This is a genomic window from Streptomyces sp. NPDC107517 (genome assembly GCF_055582645.1).
The window spans coordinates 94,029-114,828 of the sequence record NZ_JBVJPM010000001.1 but is presented as its reverse complement, the minus strand read 5'-3'; the positions used below and the strand labels follow the sequence as shown (position 1 = coordinate 114,828).

Below are 20,800 nucleotides of genomic sequence, written 5' to 3'. Positions count from 1 at the left end.
ACACGACAGCCGAGGGGGTCAGCCCTTGTTCGAGGGCTCCTTCGGGCGCTTCTCGACGGGGCCGCGGCGCACGGCGCCCGGCGCGTTCCAGTCCTGACGCCTGCGGGCCCGCTGCTTGGCGGCCTCGGAGGACTCCAGCTGGTAGGGCACCGAGGTGACCATGATGCCGGGGGTGAACAGGAGGCGGCCCTTGAGGCGCAGGGCGGACTGGTTGTGGAGCAGGTGCTCGTACCAGTGGCCGACCACGTACTCGGGGATGATCACGCTGACCGCGTCGCGCGGCGACTCGCGGCGCAGGCCCTTGACGTACTCGATGATCGGCCGGGTGATCTCGCGGTAGGGCGAGTCGAGGACCTTGAGCGGTACGTCGATGCCGCGCCGCTCCCACTCCGCGCGCAGGGCCTTCGTCTCGGCCGGGTCGACGTTCACGCTGAGCGCCTCGAGCGTGTCGCTGCGCATGAGCTTGGCGTAGGCGAGGGCGCGCAGCGTCGGCCGGTGGATCTTGGAGACGAGGACGATCGAGTGGACGCGGGACGGCCGGACGCTGTCGTCGGTCGGCGTCTCGGGGGCCTGGATCTCCTCGGCCACGCGGTCGTAGTGCTTACGGATCGCGGTCATCGTCGCGTAGAAGATGCACATGCCGAGGAGGGCGACCCAGGCGCCGTGCGTGAACTTCGTGACGAGGACCACGACGAGGACGAGGCCGGTGAAGAACGCGCCGAAGGTGTTGATGGCACGCGAGCGGACCATGTGGCGGCGCTTGGCCTGGTCCTTCTCGGTGCGCAGGTGGCGGTTCCAGTGCCGGACCATGCCGGTCTGGCTCAGCGTGAACGAGACGAACACGCCGACGATGTACAGCTGGATGAGGCGCGTCGAGTCGGCGCCGTAGATCACGACGAGGAGCGCCGCGGCGCCGGCGAGGAGCACGATGCCGTTCGAGAACGCGAGGCGGTCACCGCGGGTGTGCAGCTGGCGCGGCAGGTAGCGGTCCTGGGCGAGGATCGAGCCGAGGAGCGGGAAGCCGTTGTACGCGGTGTTGGCCGCGAGGAAGAGGACCAGCGCGGTGGCCGCGGCCAGGATGATGAAGAGGAAGCTGCCCTTGCCGAAGACGGCCTCGGCGACCTGGGAGATCACCGGGTTCTGGACGTAGCTCTCGCCGACCGCGACGCCGTTGTGGATCAGGTCGGTCGCCGGGTTCTCGGCCATGCGGACCTTGGTCGACATGGCCAGGGCGATGATGCCGCAGAACATGGTGACGGCCAGCAGGCCCATCGCCGCGAGCGTGGTCGCCGCGTTCTTCGACTTCGGCTTGCGGAACGCCGGTACGCCGTTGCTGATCGCCTCGACGCCGGTGAGCGCGGCACAGCCGGAGGAGAACGCGCGCAGCAGCAGGAAGACGAGGGCGAAGCCCGCGAGGCCCTGGTGCTCGGCCTTGATGTGGAAGTCGGCGGTGGGCGCCTTCATGGTGTCGTCGAGGACGAGCCCGCGGAACGCGCCCCACGCGATCATGATGAAGACGCCGACCACGAAGACGTAGGTCGGGATGGCGAAGAGCTTCCCGGACTCCTTCACGCCGCGCAGGTTCATCAGCGTGAGCAGCACGATGACCAGGACCGCGCACAGGACCTTGTGCTCGACGACGAACGGGATCGCCGAGCCGAGGTTCTCGATGCCGGAGGCGATCGACACGGCGACGGTGAGGACGTAGTCGACGAGGAGGGCACTCGCCACGGTGAGGCCGGCCTTGGGGCCGAGGTTCGTGGTCGCGACCTCGTAGTCACCGCCACCGCTCGGGTACGCGTGGACGTTCTGGCGGTAGGAGGCGACCACCGTGAACATCAGCACCACGACCGCGACCGCGATCCAGGGGCTGAAGTGGTACGCCGACACGCCCGCGATGGACAGGACCAGCAGCACCTCTCCCGGCGCATAGGCCACGGAGGACAGCGGGTCGGAGGCGAAAACGGGGAGGGCGATGCGCTTCGGCAGGAGCGTTTCTCCGAGCCGGTCGCTGCGCAGAGCGCGCCCGATCAAGATCCGTTTGGGCACGTCGGTCAGTTTGGACACGCAGAGGATCGTAAGCGTTCGAACGGGGGGCCGCCCACCCACCACCCCCCAAGTGCACCGGAACCACACACCGGGCGCCTGACCGGGCAGTCCTGGCGGGGGCTCACGGCCTCAGTCGCCGCCGGTACGGGAGATGGATCGCCCCGCTTTGTCTCAGTTCGAACGCAGCCGGGCCAGATAGTCGGCGGCCTGGCTCCCGGGCTTCGCACCGCGCGCGAAGGCCTGCATGTTGCCCGCGCCCGTGTTGTAGCCGAGGGCGAGCAGCTCGTCCTTGTCGTACGGGCCCGAGGGGTGTGCCGGCAGTTGCCGCGCCAGGTCGTGGAGGTACCAGGCAGCCGCGCGCACGGCGAGGTCCCGGTCGTCGGGCAGCTCCTCCCACCGGCGCCCCGCGAAGGCCCGGCCCCGCTTGGTCTCGTCGAACGCGGCGCGGTGCATGTTGGCGATCCCGAAGGCGGCGCCCGGCTTGTAGCGCTGCCAGGCGCGCTCCAGGGCCGGGTCGTGCGGCTTGTACGCCTCGTTGTAGAGGATCGCCATGAGGAGTTGCGGGCTCACGCCGGCCTCGGCGGCGCGGGAGCGGACCTGCGGGGCGTAGGCCGCCGGGTCGTACTTGCCTGAGGTGCCTGAGGGGGTGGTGGGGCTGCTGAGGCTGGGCTTCGGGGTGTGGCTCGGAGTGGACGTGCGCGAGGGTTGGGCGGACGCATCCGGCTTCCCGCTGGTTCCCGTGGTCCCCCTGGCCCCACCGGTCCTGCCTGCCCCCGTATGCCCCGCACTCCCCGCATCCCCCGACCGTCCGCACGCCCAAGCCACGACCAGAACGAGCAGCACCGCACCCCAGAGCCAGGGCCTGCGCCTGGCCTGCCCGCCCTGTTCGGCCATCGCGCGGCCTAGGCCCCGGCCCCGCGGAGCCGGCGGGCCGGGGTCCGGTCGGCGCGTTCGGCGAGGCGGCCGATCAGCAGCCGCACCACGGCGACGATGTCCGGGTCGTCCACGAAGTAGACCTGGCGGCGGCCCTCGCGCCGGGACCGGACGAGCCCGGCGAGCTTCAGTTTGGTGAGGTGCTGGCTCACGGCCGGCAGCGCGCCGCCGACGCGTTCGGCGAGGCCTGTGACATCACTCTCACCCTGCGCGAGGGCCCACACGATGTGCAGCCGGGCCGAGGACGCGAGCAGTCCGAACGCGCCGGCCGCCTCCGCGATGACCTCGGCGGGCGGGTCGTCGAAGGCGGGCCGGTCATCGAAGTCGCGTACGCGCGTCACCACCGTCGTCGTCCTCTTCCACATCCGCTTCGGCTCACCGGGCCGAGGAGGACCCCAGTCTAGGTGGGGCACTGTGACGCCCGTAACGCCGCTGTGGCCCGGGTTTACGCGGAAGAGGAGGGGTGGTTGCGGTGCGGCTCGCCTCTTCGTGGTCGGCCTGGTCCTGAAGCCCGAGCACTTCCAGCTGGTGCGCCGGCGTGAGGTGCGGATCCTGTCCGTGCCGATCTTCGCGGCGGCCCTGGTGCTGGCCTACAGGGCCGCTCCGCGGATGACGTCGGCGTGGTTCTACCGACGCGACAGCGCGCAGGAACTCGGCGCCCCCGGCTGGTCGGGCGCCGTCATGACGCTCGCGATGTTCGGCTGCTCCGTCGTCCTCGTCGCGTGCTTCTTCGCCTGGGTCCCGCGCCGCAGGACGTGGTTCACCGCACTCGGCGCAGGCACCCTGTACGGCTATCTCCTGCACGGCTTCGTCGCCAAGGGCTCCCGCTTCTGGGACTGGTACGACCTGCGGTGGCTGCACACCCCGCTCGGCGAGATCACCGTCACGCTGGCAGCAGCCGCCCTCATCACCAGCCTGTGCACCCCGCCCGTGCAGCGCCTGTTCCGCTTCGCGATGGAGCCGGAGATGAAGTGGGCGTTCAGGCGGGACGCGGCCGGGATCGCGGGCAGGGGCAGCGCGCGGCGAAGCTGACCAAGCTTCCGGCTACGCGGATGCAGGCAACGGAGGCCATGCGGCTTAAGCTCGTCTCCTGGCAACGCGGCACGCGATTGCCTCTAGTTGCCCGGCAGACTGAGAGAGAAGAGTGAGCGAGATGTTTTCGCAGGTCATCGGGGCGACCAGGAGTGCGGGGTAGCGGCCGGTGCACATCGTCATCATGGGGTGCGGCCGGGTGGGTTCGGCCCTGGCCCAGACCCTTGAGCAACAGGGGCACACGGTCGCGGTCATCGACCAGGACCCCACGGCCTTCCGCCGCCTGGGTTCCGGCTTCGGCGGCCGCCGCGTCACCGGGGTCGGCTTCGACCAGGACACCCTGCGCGAGGCGGGGATCGAGGAGGCCGGCGCGTTCGCCGCGGTCTCCAGCGGTGACAACTCGAACATCATCGCCGCCCGCGTGGCCCGCGAGATGTTCGGCATCGAGAACGTCGCGGCCCGCATCTACGACCCGCGTCGCGCCGAGGTCTACCAGCGCCTCGGCATCCCGACCGTCGCGACCGTGCGGTGGACCGCGGACCAGATGCTGCGCAGGCTCCTGCCGTCCGGCGCCGAGCCGCTGTGGCGCGACCCCACCGGCGGCGTCCAGCTCGCCGAGGTACACGCCTCGGTGGCGTGGGTGGGCCACAAGATCAGCCGGCTCCAGGAGGAGACCGGCGTCCGGGTCGCGTTCGTCACCCGGCTCGGCGAGGCGATCCTGCCCACGTCGCAGACCGTCCTGCAGGAAGGCGATCTGGTGCACGTGATGATGCGCACCGACGACGTCGAGAAGGTCGAAGCGGCGTTCGCCGAGGGTCCCGAAGAGGAGGGCGGTCACTGATGAGGGTCGCCATTGCCGGAGCGGGCGCGGTGGGCCGTTCCATCGCCGGTGAGCTCCTGGAGAACGGGCACGAGGTCCTTCTCATCGACAAGGCGCCGACGGCCATCTCGGTCGAGCGCGTCCCGCAGGCGGAGTGGCTGCTCGCCGACGCCTGCGAGATCACGTCCCTGGACGAGGCGGCGCTCCAGCGCTGCAACGTGGTCATCGCGGCCACCGGCGACGACAAGGTCAACCTCGTCGTCTCGCTGCTCGCGAAGACCGAGTACGGGGTCCCGCGCGTCGTCGCCCGTGTGAACAACCCGAAGAACGAGTGGCTCTTCAACGAGTCGTGGGGCGTCGATGTCGCGGTCTCCACGCCGCGCCTGATGTCCGCACTCGTCGAGGAGGCGGTGAGCGTGGGCGATCTCGTCCGCCTGCTGCGCTTCAGCCACGGCGACGCGAACCTGGTGGAGCTGACGCTGCCGCCCGAGTCGGCCCTCGCCGGCACGCGCGTGGGCGACGTCCAGTGGCCCGAGGACACGTCCCTGGTGACGATCATCCGCGGGACCCGCGTTCTGGCCCCGTCCCAGGACGACTCCCTGGAGGCGGGCGACGAGCTGCTGTTCGTGGCGGCCCAGGCCCGCGAGGAACAGCTCGAGGACCTGCTGTCGGTGCGCCGCGAGGACGTCGCGGGCTGACGGTTTTCCGTAGCTACGAAGAGGGGCCCCGGAGTCGAAACTCCGGGGCCCCTCTTGTCGCTTCTAGGGGAGCGGGGAACTGCGCGACAAGCCCTCACTCACCCGCAGCCACCGACGCCGCTCAGACCTCACGGCGATGACGCGCAGGTCCCGACTCGTTGCGGGCAGCCTTCGCTTCCTTCTCGGCCTTCTCGGCCTTCTCCGCCGCCTCCATCTCCGCGAACACGTCGATGGGCGCGGGCGCCTTCGCCAGGAAGACCCAGGTCAGCCACACCGCGAGCAGGAACGGCGGGATCTTCAGGGCGATCAGGACCCAGCCGAACTTCGTGGTGTCGGCCCACCAGTACATCGGGAAGAGGATCGCGCACTTGGCGAGCAGGATCAGCCCCCAGGCCCAACTGGCCTTCGCGTAGGCCTTCTTGCGGCCGGGGTTGCGCGTGCGCCAGGAGAGGTTCTCCTTGAAGACCGGCCCGAGGATCAGGCCGATCAGCGGCACCCCGCACAGCGTGGTCACGATGTAGGCGAGGGCCAGGCCCAGCGTGTAGAGCATGCCGGGCAGGTAGAAGTCCTTGGCGTTGCCCGTCATCATCGCGAAGACGACGCCGAAGGCCACGCCGAAGACGCCGCTGAAGGCGTGCTTGACGGTGTCCTTCATGACCAGGCGGACCACGACCAGGATCAGGGACACCGCGAGGGCCGCGATGGCCGACATGTGCAGGTCCTTGTTGATCGTGAAGATGGTCACGAAGAGGAGACCGGGCACGACGGTCTCCACCATGCCCCGCACGCCGCCGAAGGCCTCGAAGAGGGCGGCCTCGGTCACCGCCTTCGAGTCGGAGTCCTGATCCGAGGTCGGCTTGTCGAGGGACGTCACCGGCTACTCCCGTCCGAGCGGTCTGAGTTCGTACTTCGGGTTGAAGAGCACCCTACGGCCCCGACTCATCGAGACCCGTCCGGAAGCGATCAGCTTGCGGCCCGGTTCGATGCCGACGATGGACCGGCGGCCGAGCCACACGACGTCCAGAGCCGCGGAGCCGTCGAACAGCTCCGCCTCCAGGGCCGGGACTCCGGCGCGTGGTCGGAGGGTGACCGTGCGCAAGGTACCAGTAACGGTGACTATCTGCCGGTCCAGGCAGTCCCCGATACGGGTACAGCCTGTGGTCTGCGAGTCCTCGCGCAGCTCCTCCGACTCCAGGTCCTCCTGGGAGGAGGACAGCCGGTCGAGCATGCGCCGGAAGCGGCCTGCCGGCTTCTCGGACGGCGTATCGGAACGAGGGACAGCACTCATAAATCAAGCGTACCGGGGGCCGGGGACAACGGATGAGCGGGTCAGCGCTCGAAGCGATACCCCATGCCCGGCTCGGTGATGAAGTGCCGCGGGTGGGAGGGGTCGGACTCCAGTTTGCGGCGGAGCTGGGCCATGTAGACGCGCAGATAGTTCGTCTCGGTGCCGTAGGAGGGGCCCCAGACCTCCTGGAGGAGCTGCTTCTGGCTGACGAGGCGGCCCGTGTTGCGGACCAGGACCTCCAGGAGGTGCCACTCGGTGGGGGTCAGGCGCACGTCGCGGCCGTCGCGGTTGACCTTCTTCGCGGCCAGGTCGACGGTGAAGTCGTCGGTCTCGACGATGCCCTCGTCCTCGCCGCCGCCGGTGGGCTCGGCCCGGCGGACCGCGGCGCGCAGCCGGGCCAGGAGCTCGTCCATGCCGAACGGCTTGGTGACGTAGTCGTCGGCGCCCGCGTCGAGCGCCTCGACCTTCTCGTCGGAGGAGTGCCGGGCGGAGAGCACCAGGATCGGTACGCGGGTCCAGCCGCGCAGGCCCCTGATCACCTCGACGCCGTCCATGTCGGGCAGGCCCAGGTCGAGCACGACCACGTCGGGGTGGAACGCGGCGGCGAGCTGGAGCGCGCCCGCGCCGTCGGCCGCGGCCTCCACCTCGTACTTGCGCGCCTTCAGGTTGATGACGAGGGCGCGCACGATCTGCGGCTCGTCGTCGACCACGAGCACCCGGGTCATGCGTACCTGCCTCTCTGAGCAATGGCTGAGCTGGTGGTGCCGGCCGGCCGGTGGCCCGGCGCGGCGGTGAGCGTGAGGACCATGGTCAGGCCTCCGCCGGGGGTGTCCTCCGCCGTGAGCGTGCCGTTCATCGCCTCGACGAAGCCGCGCGCGACGGCGAGGCCGAGGCCCACTCCGGCGCCGCGCGGTGCGTCACCGTAGCGCTGGAACGGGGCGAAGATCCGGTCCTTCGCGGTGTCGGGGACGCCCGGCCCGCGGTCCACGACGCGGACCTCCACGCGGTCGCCGAGCGTGCTGGCGGCGACGAGGACCGTCTCGTCCTCGGGGCTGTACTTGACGGCGTTCTCAACGATATTGGCGACGGCGCGCTCCAGGAGTCCCTTGTCCACGGTCACCATGGGCAGGCTCTCCGGAATGTCGAGGTCGACGCTGCCGTCGGGCACGCCCACCAGCGCCATCGGGACCACCTCATCGAGATCGATCTCGCGTATCAGCGGGGTGACGGTGCCGGTCTGGAGGCGGGACATGTCGAGGAGGTTGCCGACGAGATGGTCGAGGCGGTCGGCGCCCTCCTCGATGCCGGCGAGGAGTTCCGCCTGGTCCTCCTCGGACCAGGCGACGTCGTCGGAGCGCAGCGAGGAGACGGAGGCCTTGATGCCGGCGAGCGGGGTCCGCAGGTCGTGGCTGACGGCGGCGAGCAGGGCGGTGCGGATGCGGTTGCCCTCGGCGAGGGTGCGGGCCTGGTCCGCCTCGGACTGCAGGCGCTGACGGTCGAGGACGACGGCGGCCTGAGCCGCGAAGGCCGCGAGGACGCGGCGGTCCTCGGCGGGCAGCACGCGGCCGGACAGGGCGAGCGCCATGTGGTCGCCGACCGGCATGTCGACGTCCGCGTCCTCGGGCCGTTCCTGAGGGTGCGGGCCGACGCTGGCGGCGCAGGTCCACGGCTCCACGTCGTTCGCGCGCTCGAGGAGGGCCACGGAGTCCATGGCGAAGGTCTCGCGGACCCGGTCGAGCAGCGCGTCGAGGCTGTTCTCGCCGCGCAGGACGCTGCCGGCGAGGAAGGAGAGGATCTCGGACTCGGCCCGGAGCCTGGCGGCCTGGTGGGTGCGTCTTGCCGCCAGGTCGACGACGGAGGCGACCGACACGGCGACCCCTACGAAGATCACGATGGCGACGATGTTCTTGGGGTCGGCGACGGTGAACAGGTGCAGGGGTGGCGTGAAGTAGTAGTTCAGGAGGAGCGAGCCGACGGCGGCCGAGGCCAGGGCGGGCAGGAGGCCGCCGACGAGCGCGGCGGCCACTGTCACGGACAGGAAGAGGAGCATGTCGTTGGCGAGGCCGAGATCGGTGGCGACATGGGTGAGCGCGAGGGCCAGCAGGACGGGCCCGCCGACGCCGACGAGCCAGCCCCAGATGATCCGGGAGCGGCCGAGGCGGGCGCCGCGTGCGACGGGCAGGCCGCGGCCCTTGGCCACTTCCCCGTGCGTGACGATGTGCACGTCGAGGTCGGGGCCCGACTCCCGGGCGACGGTCATGCCGACGCCGGGACCGAAGATGTACTGCCATGTCTTGCGGCGCGAGGAGCCGAGGACGATCTGGGTCGCGTTGACACCGCGCGCGAACTCGAGGAGCGCGGCCGGTATGTCGTCGCCTATGACGTGGTGGAAGGTGCCGCCCAGGTCCTCGACGAGGGTGCGCTGGAGCGCCAGTTCCTTGGGGGACGCGGCGGTGAGGCCGTCGCTGCGGGCGATGTAGACGGCGAGGATCTCGCTGCCCGAGCCCTTGGCGGCCATCCGCGCCGCGCGCCTGACCAGGGTGCGGCCCTCGGGTCCGCCGGTCAGACCGACGACGATGCGCTCGCGGGCCTGCCAGGTGGAGCGGATGTTGTGTTCGCCGCGGTACTGCTGGAGGTACTCGTCGACGCGGTCGGCCACCCACAGGAGGGCCAGTTCGCGCAGGGCGGTGAGGTTGCCGGGGCGGAAGTAGTTGGAGAGGGACGCGTCGATGCGGTCGGGCTTGTAGATGTTGCCGTGGGCCATGCGGCGCCGCAGCGCTTCCGGCGACATGTCGACCAGTTCGATCTGGTCGGCGCGGCGCACGACCTCGTCGGGGACGGTCTCGCGCTGGCGCACGCCGGTGATCGACTCGACTACGTCGCCGAGTGACTCCAGGTGCTGGATGTTGACGGTGGACACGACGTCGATGCCGGCCGCGAGGAGTTCCTCGACGTCCTGCCAGCGCTTGGCGTTGCGCGAACCGGGCACGTTCGTGTGGGCGAGTTCGTCCACCAGGGCGACGTCGGGGCGGCGGGCCAGTACGGCGTCGACGTCCATCTCGGTGAAGACCGCACCGCGGTGGGTGAGCTCCTTGCGGGAGATCTGTTCGAGGCCGTGGAGCATCACCTCCGTACGGGGCCTGCCGTGGTGCTCGACGAAGCCGACGGCGCAGTCCGTGCCCCGCTCGATACGCCGGTGGCCCTCGGAGAGCATCGCGTAGGTCTTGCCGACGCCCGGTGCCGCACCGAGGTAGATCCGAAGCTTGCCGCGTCCCATGGCCCCATTGTCTTCCCGCTTCACGTGTTGTACGCAGCGTCGACCCTACGGCCACCAATTGCGGCAAATGGGGCGAGCGGGTCGCGGACGTGCGTCTTTGACGCAACTCTGATGCGCGCCGCGCCCGCGGGGTTGCGGTCAGCGCCCGCCGGGCGCCGTGATCTCCGTGATCTCTCCGTCGCGCAGTTCGAGCACCCGGTCGGCGAGGTCGAGCAGCGCCGCGTCGTGGGTGGCGACGAGCGCCGTGACGTGTTCGCTGCGGACGACGGCGCGCAGCAGCTCCATGACCGCGAGGCCGGTCTCGGCGTCGAGCTGGCCCGTGGGCTCGTCGGCGATGAGGAGTGCGGGCCGGTTGGCCAGCGCGCGGGCGATGGCGACGCGCTGCTGCTGACCGCCGGACAGCTCGCCGGGACGCTGCTTGGCGTGGCCGGCGAGGCCCACGAGGGCGAGGAGCAGCTCGACACGCTCCTCGCGTTCGCGCGGGTCGGCCTTGCGCAGCCGCATCGGCACCCCGACGTTCTCGGCGGCGGACAGGATCGGGATCAGTCCGAAGGACTGGAAGATGAAGCCGATGCGGTCCCTGCGCAGTTCCAGGAGCCCGTTCTCGCCGAGCCCGGAGAGGTCCTGTCCGTCGACGGTGATACGGCCGCCGTCGGGTTCGTCGAGCCCTCCGACGAGGTTCAGCAGGGTCGTCTTGCCGGATCCCGAGCGGCCCTTGAGAGCGACGAGTTCACCGCGCGGCACCTCGAAGGAGACACCGCGCAGGGCGTGCACGGCCGCGGCCCCGGTGCCGTAGGAGCGGTGCAGGTCCTCGATGACGACCATGGGGCCGGCGCCGTCCCTGTCGAGGACGGCCGCCCCCGCTTCCGTGCTCTCGCTCATGTGCGCTCCCCGTACGTTGTCCGGCCGGGCGCCAGTATGGTCACGCGGCGCCCGGCCGGGCAATGGCCGGGATCAGTTGGGGTTCTCGGCGTGGGTCAGGGTCTCCCAGGCGACGAACAGGTTGTTGGAGCCCGCCGGGCGGTTCTGCTCGGTGAGCTTCTGGGTGTTCGTCATGGCGTTGCCGAGGCGGGTGTGCATCGCGTTGTAGCCGACCTCGGTGACGGGGCCGAGCCCGCGCGTGACGGACCCGCCGCACAGCCAGCTCGGCGGCGCCTCGCCCAGCTCGTACTTGGCCTGGAAGCCGAGGGCCTGCTGGAGGCGCTGCCCGACGTCGGTGCCGTACAGGTCCTGGCCCTGGATACGGCTGGTCTCGGCGATGTGGGAGATGGCGGAGATGCCGTATCCGGTGTGCACGAAGTCGCGGCAGGTCTCCTGGGTGAGGCCGGTGACGAAGGTGGACTGCCCCTGCCAGTAGCTGACGATCTTGGCCTTGGTGTCGAGGTTCTGGCTCGGCACGGTCTTCGGCAGGTCGCCGTCGGAGGCGAGGTAGACGTAGGCGGCCGTGCGCGTACGGAACTTGGCCATGGCCTTGTCGTACGACGTCCTGTCCTCCAGGAAGACGGAGATGCCGACGGCGGCCTCCATCATCGACAGCTCCCAGTTGCCGTTGGAGTTCGATCCGTTGATGACCTTGGGGAGGTAGACGTCGCGCAGCATCGCCGCGAATCGGCCCTCGTTCGCCCAGCCGCCGGTGTACGTGTACTTGATGATCTCGGCGGCCTTGGGCCAGGAGGAGCCGGCCCAGCCGGTCTGGAGGGGCGCGTTGCTGTTGGTGTGCTCCTTGATGGTGGCCGACCAGGCGTCCATCAGCTCGATGGCCTTCTTCGCGTAGCGGTCGTCGCGCGTGATGTACCAGGCCAGCGCGTCGGTGTACGCGGCTATCGCGTCCTCGCGCTCGTCGGTGCAGCCGTAGTTGGGGTTGGAGTACGAGCCGCACTCGACGGTGGCGCGGGGCTTGGCGGTGCGCGTGAGGGAGGCGTACTTGCTCGCCAGCATCTGGTCGTACGCGCCCTTCCAGGGCTGGGCGCCCGCGTTGACCTTGTCGCGGGCGAAGTCCAGCTGCCCCTTGGAGACGGTGACGCCGGGGTGGGCGAAGGTGGCGGGCGCGGCGTCGGCGCGGTCGGCGCCGGGCCAGGCGAGGAGGGTGGCGACGAGTGCGGTGGTGGTCGTCGCGAGGGTGGCGAGGAGGGCGGTGCGTCGTCTGCGCCGGTGGCGAGCGGGGGCCGGTGTGTTCGGCATGTGGGGGGCCATCCGTTCTTCTATATGAACGTGAAGTACCTTTATGAACACGGGTGTTGGCCGGAGACCCTAGGTACGGACCAGCCCTCCGTCAAGAGGTGAAGAAAGAGCCGCAGCTCAGCTGTCGGTCCGGTCGTCGGGATCCGGCCATACGCCCACGTGGCCGGCCTCACCCGTGAGCCGAACCCGACCACGGAGCCCGTACCGCTCCACGTGGTCGCGCGGCAGCGGGAGCCGGCCCGTCCGGTCCAGAACCGTGAACTCCTCCCCCTCACCCTCGCGTTCGCGCAGCGCCTCCGTCGACGCGCGGCCGTCGCGGATGCGGACCGTGCGGCGCACCTGGCCGGACACGAGCGGATAGCGGGTGACGACGAGAGCGGTCACCCCCAGCTCCTCGTTGGCGCGGCGCTGGGCCGTGAACACGTCCTCCTCGCTCGCCGTGCCGAGCCCAGCGGTCGGCTCGTCGGCCGGCAGGACACGCGGCGCGTTCGCCGTGTCCACCGCGACCGCGACGCGCCGACGCTCGCCCCCGGACACGACGACGAGGCACCGGTCGCGTCAGTGCGCGATGCCCAGCACGTCGAGCAGGTCGCCGCCCCGCGCGGTCCACCTGTCGCGGGGCACGCGCGCGTATCTCATCAGCCGGGCGACGTCCTCCAGAGCCGTGAGGTGCGGCAGGAGGGTGCGCCGGGTCTACTGCCACACGAAGCCGACGGCGCGGCGGCGGTGGTCGAGGCGCTCCCTGCGGCCCATCGCGAGCAGGTCGTGCCCGGCGACTCCGGCGCGCTCGGCGGTAGGCAGGTCCGGGCCCGAAGCCGCATCCCGCCCTCGACAGCCTTCTCGGTGAGCGGGGCGAGCACCGTGGCCGCGAGCAGGACCACGAGCCCGGCGGCGCACGGAACCAGCCGTTGGCGCCCGCTCCCCCGCACCACGGCAGCAACCCGCCGTACGTCCACCGACCGGTCTCCCCGTGCGCGCGGCACATCAGGGGGTTGCGCGAAGGCCTCGCAATGGGCTGGACACCCTTCAACCGCCCGGCCGCGCAACGTCGATGGGCCGCGCACTCCCATGGAGTGCGCGGCCCATCGACGGCCGTACAGGTGCGGCTCAGCGCACCTCGGTGATCTCGGGGCCGCGCGCCAGCTGCCCCATGCCGCCCGCGAACCGGGAGCCTTCCTGCGGCTCCTGCTGCACGCCCTCGGCGACCATCTGCGCGTCGTCCGGCAGCTTCAGGACGATCGGGTCGCGCGGGGCCATCGGGCCCTCACCGCGGACCACGACGGTGTCCCGGAAGATCTGCTCGAGAAGCCCGGCGGCCTGCGGCTGCACCGCGCCCTGCCCGGAGATCACTCCGCGCAGGAACCAGCGGGGGCCGTCGACGCCCACGAACCGGACGACCTGGAAGCCGCCCGTGCCGTCCGGCAGCTGCACCGGCACCTGGGCCCGCAGCTCCCAGCCGAGCGGACCCTCGACCTCGTCGATCACGCCACCCTGCTGAGTGATGCCCGAGGCGATCTCCTCACGGACCTCGCCCCAGATGCCCTCCTTCTTGGGGGCGGCGAAGCCCTGGAGCTGCACGGCGCTGTCCTGAAGGACGACGGTGGCCGCGACGATCGCGTCGCCCGCGACCTCGACCCGCAGCTCCATGCCCTCGACTCCGGGTACGAAGAGCCCGCCCAGGTCCACGCGGCCCTCGCCGGGCTCACGGACCTCGGAGGCGTCCCAGGGGCCGTCGGGACGCGGCTCGGGCTCGAGCCGCACGCGCTGCGGCTCGCTCTCGTCCGCGTCGCTGTCGCCGGCTACGCCGTCGACGACCTGCTCGGCCTCGCCCGCCGCGTCATCGGCGGCGCCGTTCTTCTTGCGACGTCCGAACACGTCACTGTCCTTCCCGGTCGGATACGACCGATGCGTATCGATTCCCACCCTGATGCCCACCCGGGCCCGGCCCCACGGCGGCATGACCACCGGTGGACCCGAAGCCCCCCTCGGCCCGCGCCGAGTCGGGAAGCTCCGCCACCTCCTGGAAGCGCACCTTCTCGACCTGCTGGACGACCAGTTGGGCAATCCGGTCGAAGCGCTCGAACCGCACGCTGTCGCGCGGGTCGAGATTCACCACGATCACCTTGATCTCTCCACGGTACCCGGCATCCACCGTCCCTGGGGCATTCACCAGGGCGACACCGCAACGGGCCGCGAGGCCGGATCTCGGGTGCACGAAGGCGGCGTACCCCTCGGGCAGCGCGATCGACACCCCCGTGGGGAGTACGGCCCGCTCGCCCGGCGCGAGCTCGCACGCCTCGGTGGTCCGCAGATCCGCGCCCGCGTCACCCGGGTGTTCGTACGACGGCAGGGGTACGTCGGGGTCGACGCGCCTGATCAGCACGTCGAGAGGGGCTCGGGTCACGGGTTCACCTCGAAGGCACGGGTGCGCCGGACCTGGTCCGGGTCGCTCATGGCCGCCTGGATCTCCTCCGGGCGTCCGTTGTCGATGAAGTGGTCGACCTTCACCTCGATGAAGAGGGCCTCGGCGCGGACCGCGACGGGCCCGTCGGGGCCGCCGATCCGGCCGGTGGCGGTCGAGTAGATCTTGCGGCCGGCGACGGCGGTGACCTCGGCGTCCAGGTACAGCACGGTGTCCACGGGCACGGGCCGCACGAAGTCCGTCTCGAGCCGGCCGGTCACCGCGATGACACGCAGCAGCCAGTTCAGCGAGCCGAGCGTCTCGTCGAGGGCGGTGGCCAGGACTCCGCCGTGCGCGAGGCCGGGCGCGCCCTGGTGGGCGGGGCGCACCGTGAACTCGGCGGTGACGCGGACGCCGTCCTGCGCGCGCGCCGCCAGGTGCAGCCCGTGCGGCTGTTCGCCGCCGCAGCCGAAACAGTGTCCGTAGTGCGCGCCGAGGAGCTCGCCGGGTGCGGGGGCATCGGGGTGCCGCACGGGCGCTATGGCGTCGGCGGGGGGCGTCAGAGCTGCAGAAGTACCACTCACAGGCGCAGACCTTACCCGCGCGTCCTGGGAGAAAGCGCACCGTGCCAAGCTTGGCTGCATGGAGCTCTCCACCGCACCGTTCGAAGAACGCCTCACCGCCCCCCGCTCGTGGTGGCTCGTCTCACTCCTGCTCGGCGTCGCCTGCGCCCTGATCCTGCTGCCGTTCGGCACGCTGCCGCTGCTCGGAGGGCTCGTGGGCGGGACGGCCGCGGCAGCGGTGGTGACGAGTTCGTACGGCTCCGTGCGCATCCGTGTCGTGGCCGACTCGCTGGTCGCCGGGGACGCGAAGATCCCGCTGTCGGCGCTGGGTGACGCGGAGATCCTGGACGCCGAGGGGGCGCGCGCCTGGCGCACGTACAAGGCCGACCCGCGCGCCTTCATGCTGCTGCGCAGCTATGTGCCGACGGCCCTGCGCGTGGACGTCACCGACCCGCAGGACCCGACTCCGTACCTGTACCTGTCGACGCGGGACCCGAAGGGACTGGCCAAGGCGCTCGGCAAGTAGCGCCGGTCAGCTTCCGAGCTCCTTGGGCCCGGACGCGTCACCCGGGATCAGCGGGTGCGGGTCGCTGGGGCGCTCCAGGGGCGGCAGCTCCGGCAGGGCGTCCCAGGGGACCTGGATCTTGCGCAGGTCCTTGCGGATCCGCTGCGCGAGCTTCTTGGTGTCGCGGCGGTTCATGACCGCGCCGACCGCGGCGCCGACCATGAACGGCATCAGGTTCGGCAGGTTGCGCACCATGCGCTTCATGATCTGCTGGCGCAGCTCGCGCTTCATCTGGCCGCCGAGCGCCGCGTTGATCGTCGCGGGCTTCGTCACCTGGATGCCGCGCTCCTCGGTCCACGAGCCCAGATAGGCGGCACTGCGGTCCTTGAGGCCGCCGGGCGGACGCACGCCGTAGACCTCGTGCAGCTCGGCGACGAGCTTCATCTCGATGGCGGCGACGCCGGTGATCTCGGCCGCAAGCTCCGCGGGCATCGCGGGCGGTACGGGCATCATCGCGGCGGCGCCGATCCCCGCACCCACGGTGGAGGTGGCGTTGGCCGCGCCCGCGACGAGCTTGTCCGCGAGCTGTTCGGCGCTCAGGCCGGGGAACTGTCTGCGCAGGGTCGCCAGATCGCGCACCGGCACACGCGGCGCGTTCTCGATGATCCGGTCGGCGAGGTAGCCGATTCCTGCTTTGGCGGCGGTGCCGCTCTTGCGGACGCCGTCCCTGACGGCGGCCACACGGCGTCTGGTGACCTGTGCACGGCCACTGATGGACGCCTGGTCACCCCCGGCGGGCAGGACGGGCAGATCGCCGTATCCCGCCGCCGCGAGGTCGCCCGTCACTTCTTGATCGTCCGCGTCCTCGAGCGAGGCTGCTCCTGTGGGGGAAGAGCCTCGCTCGTCGTCACGCACGCCGTCGCCGGACGGGCCACCGTCCGCTTCCCGATCCTTCCGGGAGCGGCGCTTCCAGGGCGGGGTCGAGCCAGTCACGGCCGACCCTGCCTCAGTCGCAGTCGCGGCAGATCGGCTGGCCGTTCTTCTCCCGGGCCAGCTGGCTCCTGTGGTGCACCAGGAAGCAGCTCATGCAGGTGAACTCGTCCTGCTGCTTGGGCAGGACCCGGACGGCCAGCTCCTCGTTCGAGAGGTCGGCGCCGGGGAGCTCCAGGCCTTCGGCGGCCTCGAACTCGTCGACGTCGACCGACGAGGTCGACTTGTCGTTCCGTCGAGCCTTGAGCTCCTCGATGCTGTCCTCGTTGACGTCATCGTCGGTCTTGCGTGGGGTGTCGTAATCCGTTGCCATGTGTCGCTCTCCCCCTCTGGGTGTATGCGGTGTCTCCAGCGCACAACGCGCGGGAGGCCGGACTTTGTGCCCGACCTGAGGCGGAGATTTTGCCTCACATCAAGGTCTGTTACTCAATCGACACCCAACCGGATCCCTCGCGAGCGATCGGGTTGGATGGCGATCGGGACCGTACACGGTCCGAAGGTCGCACTTCACGGGCGCCACCCCGTGTACTTCCCGTGATCCGGACCCCTGAAAACCCGGATTTTCCCGGCTTTACGGGGGCTTTCACGATCACGGAGAGTAGATGGCCGGAAATTCGCCCTTGTGATCGATCACACACGGTCTCCCCGGGATCAGGTCCCGAAAATTCCGCTAAAAGCGAACTCGCCCGGCACGTCGGCGGAAGCATCTCAGATCGGTCGACGACCCGCATCTCGGAAGGCTCGAATCGGCGGGTGACTCGCGTCTCGGAGGCCTCAGATCGGCAGGGTGACCCGCATGACGAGCCCACCCCCTTCCCGCGGCTCCGCGATGATACGGCCCCCATGAGCGCGCGCCACCGAGCGGGCGATCGACAGACCGAGCCCCACTCCCTTGTCGCTCCCGGTGCGCTCGGTGCGCAGCCGCCGGAACGGCTCGAAGAGGTTGTCGATCTCGTACGCGGGCACCACGGGCCCCGTGTTGGACACCACGAGGACCGCCTGGCCGTGCTGGGCCTCGGTGGTGACCTCGACCCAGCCGCCCTCCGGGACGTTGTACCGGACGGCGTTCTGGACGAGGTTCAGGGCGATGCGCTCCAGGAGCACGCCATTGCCCTGGACGACGGCCTCCTTGCGCTCGCCGCGGATCTCGACGCCCTTCGCGTCGGCCTCCGAGCGGGTCTGGTCGATGGCCTGCGAGGCGACCTCGGCGAGGTCGACCGGCTTGCGCTCCACGATCTGGTTGTCGCTGCGGGCGAGCAGGAGCAGGCCCTCGACGAGCTGCTCGCTGCGCTCGTTCGTCGCCAGGAGCGTCTTGCCGAGCTGCTGGAGCTCCACCGGCGCTCCGGGGTCGGAGAGGTGGACCTCGAGCAGTGTGCGGTTGATCGCGAGCGGCGTGCGCAGCTCGTGCGACGCGTTGCCGACGAAGCGCTGCTGCGCGGTGAAGGCTCTCTCCAGGCGGTCGAGCATGTCGTCGAAGGTGTCGGACAGCTCTTTCAGCTCGTCGTCCGGGCCGTCCAGCTCGATGCGCCGCGACAGGTCCGTGCCGGCCACCCGGCGCGCGGTGCGCGTGATGCGGCCCAGCGGGGACAGGACACGGCCCGCCATCGCGTACCCGAAGGCGAACGCGATCACGGCGAGGCCGAGCAGGGCGAGGAGCGAGCGGCTGAGGAGATTGTCGAGTGCGTGCTGACGCATCTCGTTGACGCACTCGTTCAGCGCGGAGTTGAGCTGGGCCGTCGTGGGGTGGTCGGGCAGGCCCGAGAAGTTGCGGCAGGTCCCGCTGCTCACCGAGCCGTTCGTGACGGTGAACGGCAGGTCACTGCCGACGTTCAGGGCCTGCGCGGCGAGCAGATAGATGATCGACAGCAGCAGGATGCCGGCGATCAGGAACATGCCGCCGTACAGCAGGGTGAGGCGTATACGGATGGTGGGGCGCAGCCACGGGTAGGGCGGCTCGGCTTTTCTGGGGTCCCACGTGGGTTTCGGAGGCGCGGCCGGCGGCGCGGGTGACGAGGCCACAGGGGATCAGATCCGGTATCCGGAGCCGGGCACGGTCACGATGACGGCGGGCTCTCCGAGTTTGCGGCGCAGGGTCATGACGGTGACCCGTACGACGTTCGTGAAGGGGTCCGTGTTCTCGTCCCAGGCCTTCTCCAGGAGCTGCTCGGCCGAGACGACGGCGCCCTCGCTGCGCAGCAGCACCTCGAGGACGGCGAACTCCTTGGGCGCGAGCTGGATCTCCTTGCCGTCGCGCAGGACCTCGCGGCGGTTCGGGTCGAGCTTGATGCCCGCGCGCTCGAGGACGGGCGGCAGCGGCACGCTCGTACGGCGTCCGAGCGCCCGCACACGGGCCGTCAGCTCGCTGAACGCGAACGGCTTGGGCAGATAGTCGTCGGCACCGATCTCGAGGCCCTCGACGCGGTCGCTGACGTCGCCGGAGGCGGTCAGCATCAGGACGCGGGTCGGCATGCCGAGTTCGACGATCTTGCGGCAGACGTCGTCGCCGTGCACGAGCGGGAGGTCCCGGTCGAGGACGACCACGTCGTAGTCGTTCACGCCGATGCGCTCGAGGGCGGCCGCGCCGTCGTACACGACGTCGACGGCCATGGCCTCCCGGCGCAGTCCGGTGGCCACCGCATCGGCGAGCAGCTGCTCGTCCTCGACGACGAGTACGCGCACGTCGCTGTCCTTCCTGTGTGACCTGCGGGCAGGTTCTGAGCACCTGGGAGCAGGTCCGGGTCGTGGAGTGTGGCCTCCATCCTGCCCCTTTCGGCCATAAACCGGCTGTAAGGCGGTGGGCCGCCCCGGGAATGCGGATTTTCTCGCCGGCCGAGGTTTCTGCGGAAGTGAGCGCGGGGAGGACGGATTTACACCCGCGATCACGCTTTGTATGTGGCGTGCCACGACCCGCTTTCCGCAGGGCGGTGTGAGACGTGATCGCCCCTTCCGAGGGCACACCCCCGTGCCACCGACCCACGACCCAGGACGAGGGGGCGCAACCATGGACGCATTCACCGCAGGGCTTCTGCAGCGCATCAAGGCGACCGAGTCCGACCTGAGCCGGGCTCGCGAGACGGGCGACGAATTCCTCGTCGAGATCGAGCAGGACGAGCTGGACGACCTGCATCGGCTCGCCGCCGAACACGGCGTGGAGCTCGGCGTCTCGCACGTCTGACGCAGCACGGAAGGGCCCCGGCGCCTGGTCGATCCAGGCAGGCGCCGGGGCCCTTCTCCGTGCTCAGCGGGCTGGGGACGCCCTTCAGTCGTGCCAGGCCCCGAGCTCCTCGAGGCGGTTCTGGAGCTGCTCGAAGAGCCCGGGCGGCGCCGCGATCGTCAGTTCGCCGGACGGCACTTCGCCCGGACGGCCACCGGTGAGCGCGCCCGCCTCCCGCGCGATGAGGTCGCCGGCCGCGAGGTCCCAGGGGTTCAAACCGCGCTCGTAGTACGCGTCGAGGCGTCCGACGGCGACGTCGCAGAGGTCGATGGCGGCCGAACCGCCACGCCGGATGTCGCGCACGTGAGGCACCAACTCCCGGACGACATCGGCCTGGTGGGCCCGGCGGGCGGCGAGGTAGCCGAATCCCGTGCCGACCAGCGCCTGCTCGAAGGGGGGCGCCACGCGCGCGTGCGCCGGGCGGTCGTTCACGTACGCGCCCTGGCCGAGGACCGCGCGGTAGGTCTCTGCGCGCAGGGGCGCGGCGACGACCCCGACGAGGGTCTCGTCGCCCTGGCGCGCGGCGATGGACACCGACCATTCGGGGCGCCCGTACAGGTAGTTGACCGTTCCGTCGATGGGGTCGATCACCCAGGTGATCCCGCTGCTGCCCTCGGTGCTGGCGCCCTCCTCGCCCAGGACGCCGTCGTCCGGCCGGCGCTCGGCGAGGAAGCCCGTGATCAGCTTCTCGGAGGCGATGTCCATCTCCGTGACGACGTCCACGGCGCTGGTCTTGGTGGCGGCGACGCCGAGGTCGGCCGGGCGTCCGTCGCGCAGGAAGGTCCCGGCACGGGCGGCGGCCTCCAGGGCGACCTCGAGGAGTTCGGCCTTCAGGTCTGTCACGTCGGG

At 70.7% G+C, this 20,800-nt stretch carries 23 protein-coding genes; 5 read left to right on the top strand and 18 right to left on the bottom strand.

Going from position 1 to position 20,800, the window contains the following annotated elements:
• Positions 1 to 18: 18 nt before the first annotated feature.
• The 3 genes from ACZ67T_RS00495 to ACZ67T_RS00485 form a co-directional block, all read right to left on the bottom strand.
• Positions 19 to 2,067: an APC family permease gene (locus tag ACZ67T_RS00495; RefSeq protein WP_469980653.1), complete on the bottom strand. Its 2,049-nt coding sequence runs from the start codon at positions 2,065 to 2,067 to the stop codon at positions 19 to 21.
• A gap of 153 nt (positions 2,068 to 2,220) precedes the next feature.
• Positions 2,221 to 2,619: a lytic transglycosylase domain-containing protein gene (locus ACZ67T_RS00490; RefSeq protein WP_469980651.1), complete on the bottom strand. Its 399-nt coding sequence runs from the start codon at positions 2,617 to 2,619 to the stop codon at positions 2,221 to 2,223.
• Positions 2,620 to 2,951: 332 nt separating this feature from the next.
• On the bottom strand, positions 2,952 to 3,326 hold the full coding sequence (locus ACZ67T_RS00485) for an ArsR/SmtB family transcription factor (RefSeq protein WP_469980649.1): 375 nt from the start codon (positions 3,324 to 3,326) through the stop codon (positions 2,952 to 2,954).
• On the opposite strand from ACZ67T_RS00485, the gene ACZ67T_RS00480 reads away from it, so the two are divergent.
• From ACZ67T_RS00480 to ACZ67T_RS00470, 3 genes are all read left to right on the top strand, one after another.
• The gene (locus ACZ67T_RS00480; protein ID WP_469980647.1) at positions 3,208 to 4,014 is read left to right on the top strand and encodes an acyltransferase family protein; all 807 of its coding nucleotides are present in this window, start codon (positions 3,208 to 3,210) and stop codon (positions 4,012 to 4,014) included. The two genes, ACZ67T_RS00485 and ACZ67T_RS00480, sit on opposite strands and share 119 nt — an antisense overlap.
• A 169-nt stretch (positions 4,015 to 4,183) precedes the next feature.
• The gene (locus ACZ67T_RS00475; protein WP_100591177.1) at positions 4,184 to 4,855 is read left to right on the top strand and encodes a potassium channel family protein; all 672 of its coding nucleotides are present in this window, start codon (positions 4,184 to 4,186) and stop codon (positions 4,853 to 4,855) included.
• On the top strand, positions 4,855 to 5,532 hold the full coding sequence (locus tag ACZ67T_RS00470) for a potassium channel family protein (protein WP_100591176.1): 678 nt from the start codon (positions 4,855 to 4,857) through the stop codon (positions 5,530 to 5,532). Before ACZ67T_RS00475 ends, ACZ67T_RS00470 begins: the two co-directional genes overlap by 1 nt.
• Positions 5,533 to 5,653: 121 nt before the next feature.
• Here ACZ67T_RS00470 and ACZ67T_RS00465 read toward each other — a convergent pair whose 3' ends face one another.
• The 10 genes from ACZ67T_RS00465 to ACZ67T_RS00420 form a co-directional block, all read right to left on the bottom strand.
• Positions 5,654 to 6,406, bottom strand: coding sequence for a DUF3159 domain-containing protein (locus ACZ67T_RS00465; protein ID WP_469980645.1), 753 nt, complete (start codon positions 6,404 to 6,406; stop codon positions 5,654 to 5,656).
• 3 nt (positions 6,407 to 6,409) lie between these two features.
• Entirely contained in the window at positions 6,410 to 6,820 is a 411-nt protein-coding gene (locus tag ACZ67T_RS00460) for an OB-fold nucleic acid binding domain-containing protein (RefSeq protein ID WP_469980643.1), read from the bottom strand.
• 41 nt (positions 6,821 to 6,861) lie between these two features.
• Positions 6,862 to 7,545, bottom strand: coding sequence for a response regulator (locus tag ACZ67T_RS00455; protein WP_100591173.1), 684 nt, complete (start codon positions 7,543 to 7,545; stop codon positions 6,862 to 6,864).
• Positions 7,542 to 10,097 carry an ATP-binding protein gene (locus ACZ67T_RS00450; RefSeq protein ID WP_469980641.1) on the bottom strand — a complete coding sequence of 852 codons (2,556 nt, stop codon included), beginning with the start codon at positions 10,095 to 10,097 and terminating at the stop codon, positions 7,542 to 7,544. Before ACZ67T_RS00450 ends, ACZ67T_RS00455 begins: the two co-directional genes overlap by 4 nt.
• A gap of 138 nt (positions 10,098 to 10,235) precedes the next feature.
• The gene (locus ACZ67T_RS00445; protein ID WP_469980640.1) at positions 10,236 to 10,979 is read right to left on the bottom strand and encodes an ABC transporter ATP-binding protein; all 744 of its coding nucleotides are present in this window, start codon (positions 10,977 to 10,979) and stop codon (positions 10,236 to 10,238) included.
• 72 nt (positions 10,980 to 11,051) lie between these two features.
• Complete coding sequence (locus tag ACZ67T_RS00440) at positions 11,052 to 12,278, bottom strand: alginate lyase family protein (RefSeq protein WP_469980639.1); 1,227 nt, start codon at positions 12,276 to 12,278, stop codon at positions 11,052 to 11,054.
• A gap of 117 nt (positions 12,279 to 12,395) precedes the next feature.
• Complete coding sequence (locus tag ACZ67T_RS00435; protein WP_469980637.1) at positions 12,396 to 12,815, bottom strand: hypothetical protein; 420 nt, start codon at positions 12,813 to 12,815, stop codon at positions 12,396 to 12,398.
• 570 nt (positions 12,816 to 13,385) lie between these two features.
• Positions 13,386 to 14,153, bottom strand: coding sequence for a DUF3710 domain-containing protein (locus ACZ67T_RS00430; RefSeq protein WP_469980635.1), 768 nt, complete (start codon positions 14,151 to 14,153; stop codon positions 13,386 to 13,388).
• A 1-nt stretch (position 14,154) separates the two neighbouring features.
• The gene (gene dut / locus ACZ67T_RS00425) at positions 14,155 to 14,682 is read right to left on the bottom strand and encodes a dUTP diphosphatase (RefSeq protein ID WP_100591168.1); all 528 of its coding nucleotides are present in this window, start codon (positions 14,680 to 14,682) and stop codon (positions 14,155 to 14,157) included.
• On the bottom strand, positions 14,679 to 15,263 hold the full coding sequence (locus ACZ67T_RS00420) for a PaaI family thioesterase (RefSeq protein ID WP_469980633.1): 585 nt from the start codon (positions 15,261 to 15,263) through the stop codon (positions 14,679 to 14,681). Before ACZ67T_RS00420 ends, dut begins: the two co-directional genes overlap by 4 nt.
• Before the next feature lie 58 nt (positions 15,264 to 15,321).
• Between ACZ67T_RS00420 and ACZ67T_RS00415 the strand changes: the two genes are divergently transcribed.
• Positions 15,322 to 15,768 (top strand): DUF3093 domain-containing protein, encoded by a 447-nt coding sequence (locus ACZ67T_RS00415; protein WP_469980631.1) that lies wholly within the window; start codon positions 15,322 to 15,324, stop codon positions 15,766 to 15,768.
• Between the two features lie 6 nt (positions 15,769 to 15,774).
• Here ACZ67T_RS00415 and ACZ67T_RS00410 read toward each other — a convergent pair whose 3' ends face one another.
• From ACZ67T_RS00410 to ACZ67T_RS00395, 4 genes are all read right to left on the bottom strand, one after another.
• Positions 15,775 to 16,740, bottom strand: a complete 966-nt coding sequence (locus ACZ67T_RS00410) for a hypothetical protein (protein WP_469980629.1) — start codon at positions 16,738 to 16,740, stop codon at positions 15,775 to 15,777.
• Positions 16,741 to 16,753: 13 nt separating this feature from the next.
• Entirely contained in the window at positions 16,754 to 17,050 is a 297-nt protein-coding gene (locus tag ACZ67T_RS00405) for a DUF4193 domain-containing protein (RefSeq protein ID WP_030357326.1), read from the bottom strand.
• Positions 17,051 to 17,511: 461 nt separating this feature from the next.
• Positions 17,512 to 18,756: a sensor histidine kinase gene (locus tag ACZ67T_RS00400; RefSeq protein WP_469980628.1), complete on the bottom strand. Its 1,245-nt coding sequence runs from the start codon at positions 18,754 to 18,756 to the stop codon at positions 17,512 to 17,514.
• A gap of 6 nt (positions 18,757 to 18,762) precedes the next feature.
• A complete protein-coding gene (locus tag ACZ67T_RS00395; RefSeq protein WP_100591163.1) occupies positions 18,763 to 19,416 on the bottom strand; it encodes a response regulator transcription factor in 654 nt (217 codons plus the stop codon).
• Positions 19,417 to 19,738: 322 nt separating this feature from the next.
• Between ACZ67T_RS00395 and ACZ67T_RS00390 the strand changes: the two genes are divergently transcribed.
• Positions 19,739 to 19,912 carry a hypothetical protein gene (locus ACZ67T_RS00390; RefSeq protein ID WP_329569519.1) on the top strand — a complete coding sequence of 58 codons (174 nt, stop codon included), beginning with the start codon at positions 19,739 to 19,741 and terminating at the stop codon, positions 19,910 to 19,912.
• Positions 19,913 to 19,996: 84 nt separating this feature from the next.
• Here the strand turns inward: ACZ67T_RS00390 and ACZ67T_RS00385 are convergent, their stop codons facing one another.
• The gene (locus ACZ67T_RS00385; protein WP_469980626.1) at positions 19,997 to 20,794 is read right to left on the bottom strand and encodes an inositol monophosphatase family protein; all 798 of its coding nucleotides are present in this window, start codon (positions 20,792 to 20,794) and stop codon (positions 19,997 to 19,999) included.
• Between the last annotated feature and the right edge of the window lie 6 nt (positions 20,795 to 20,800).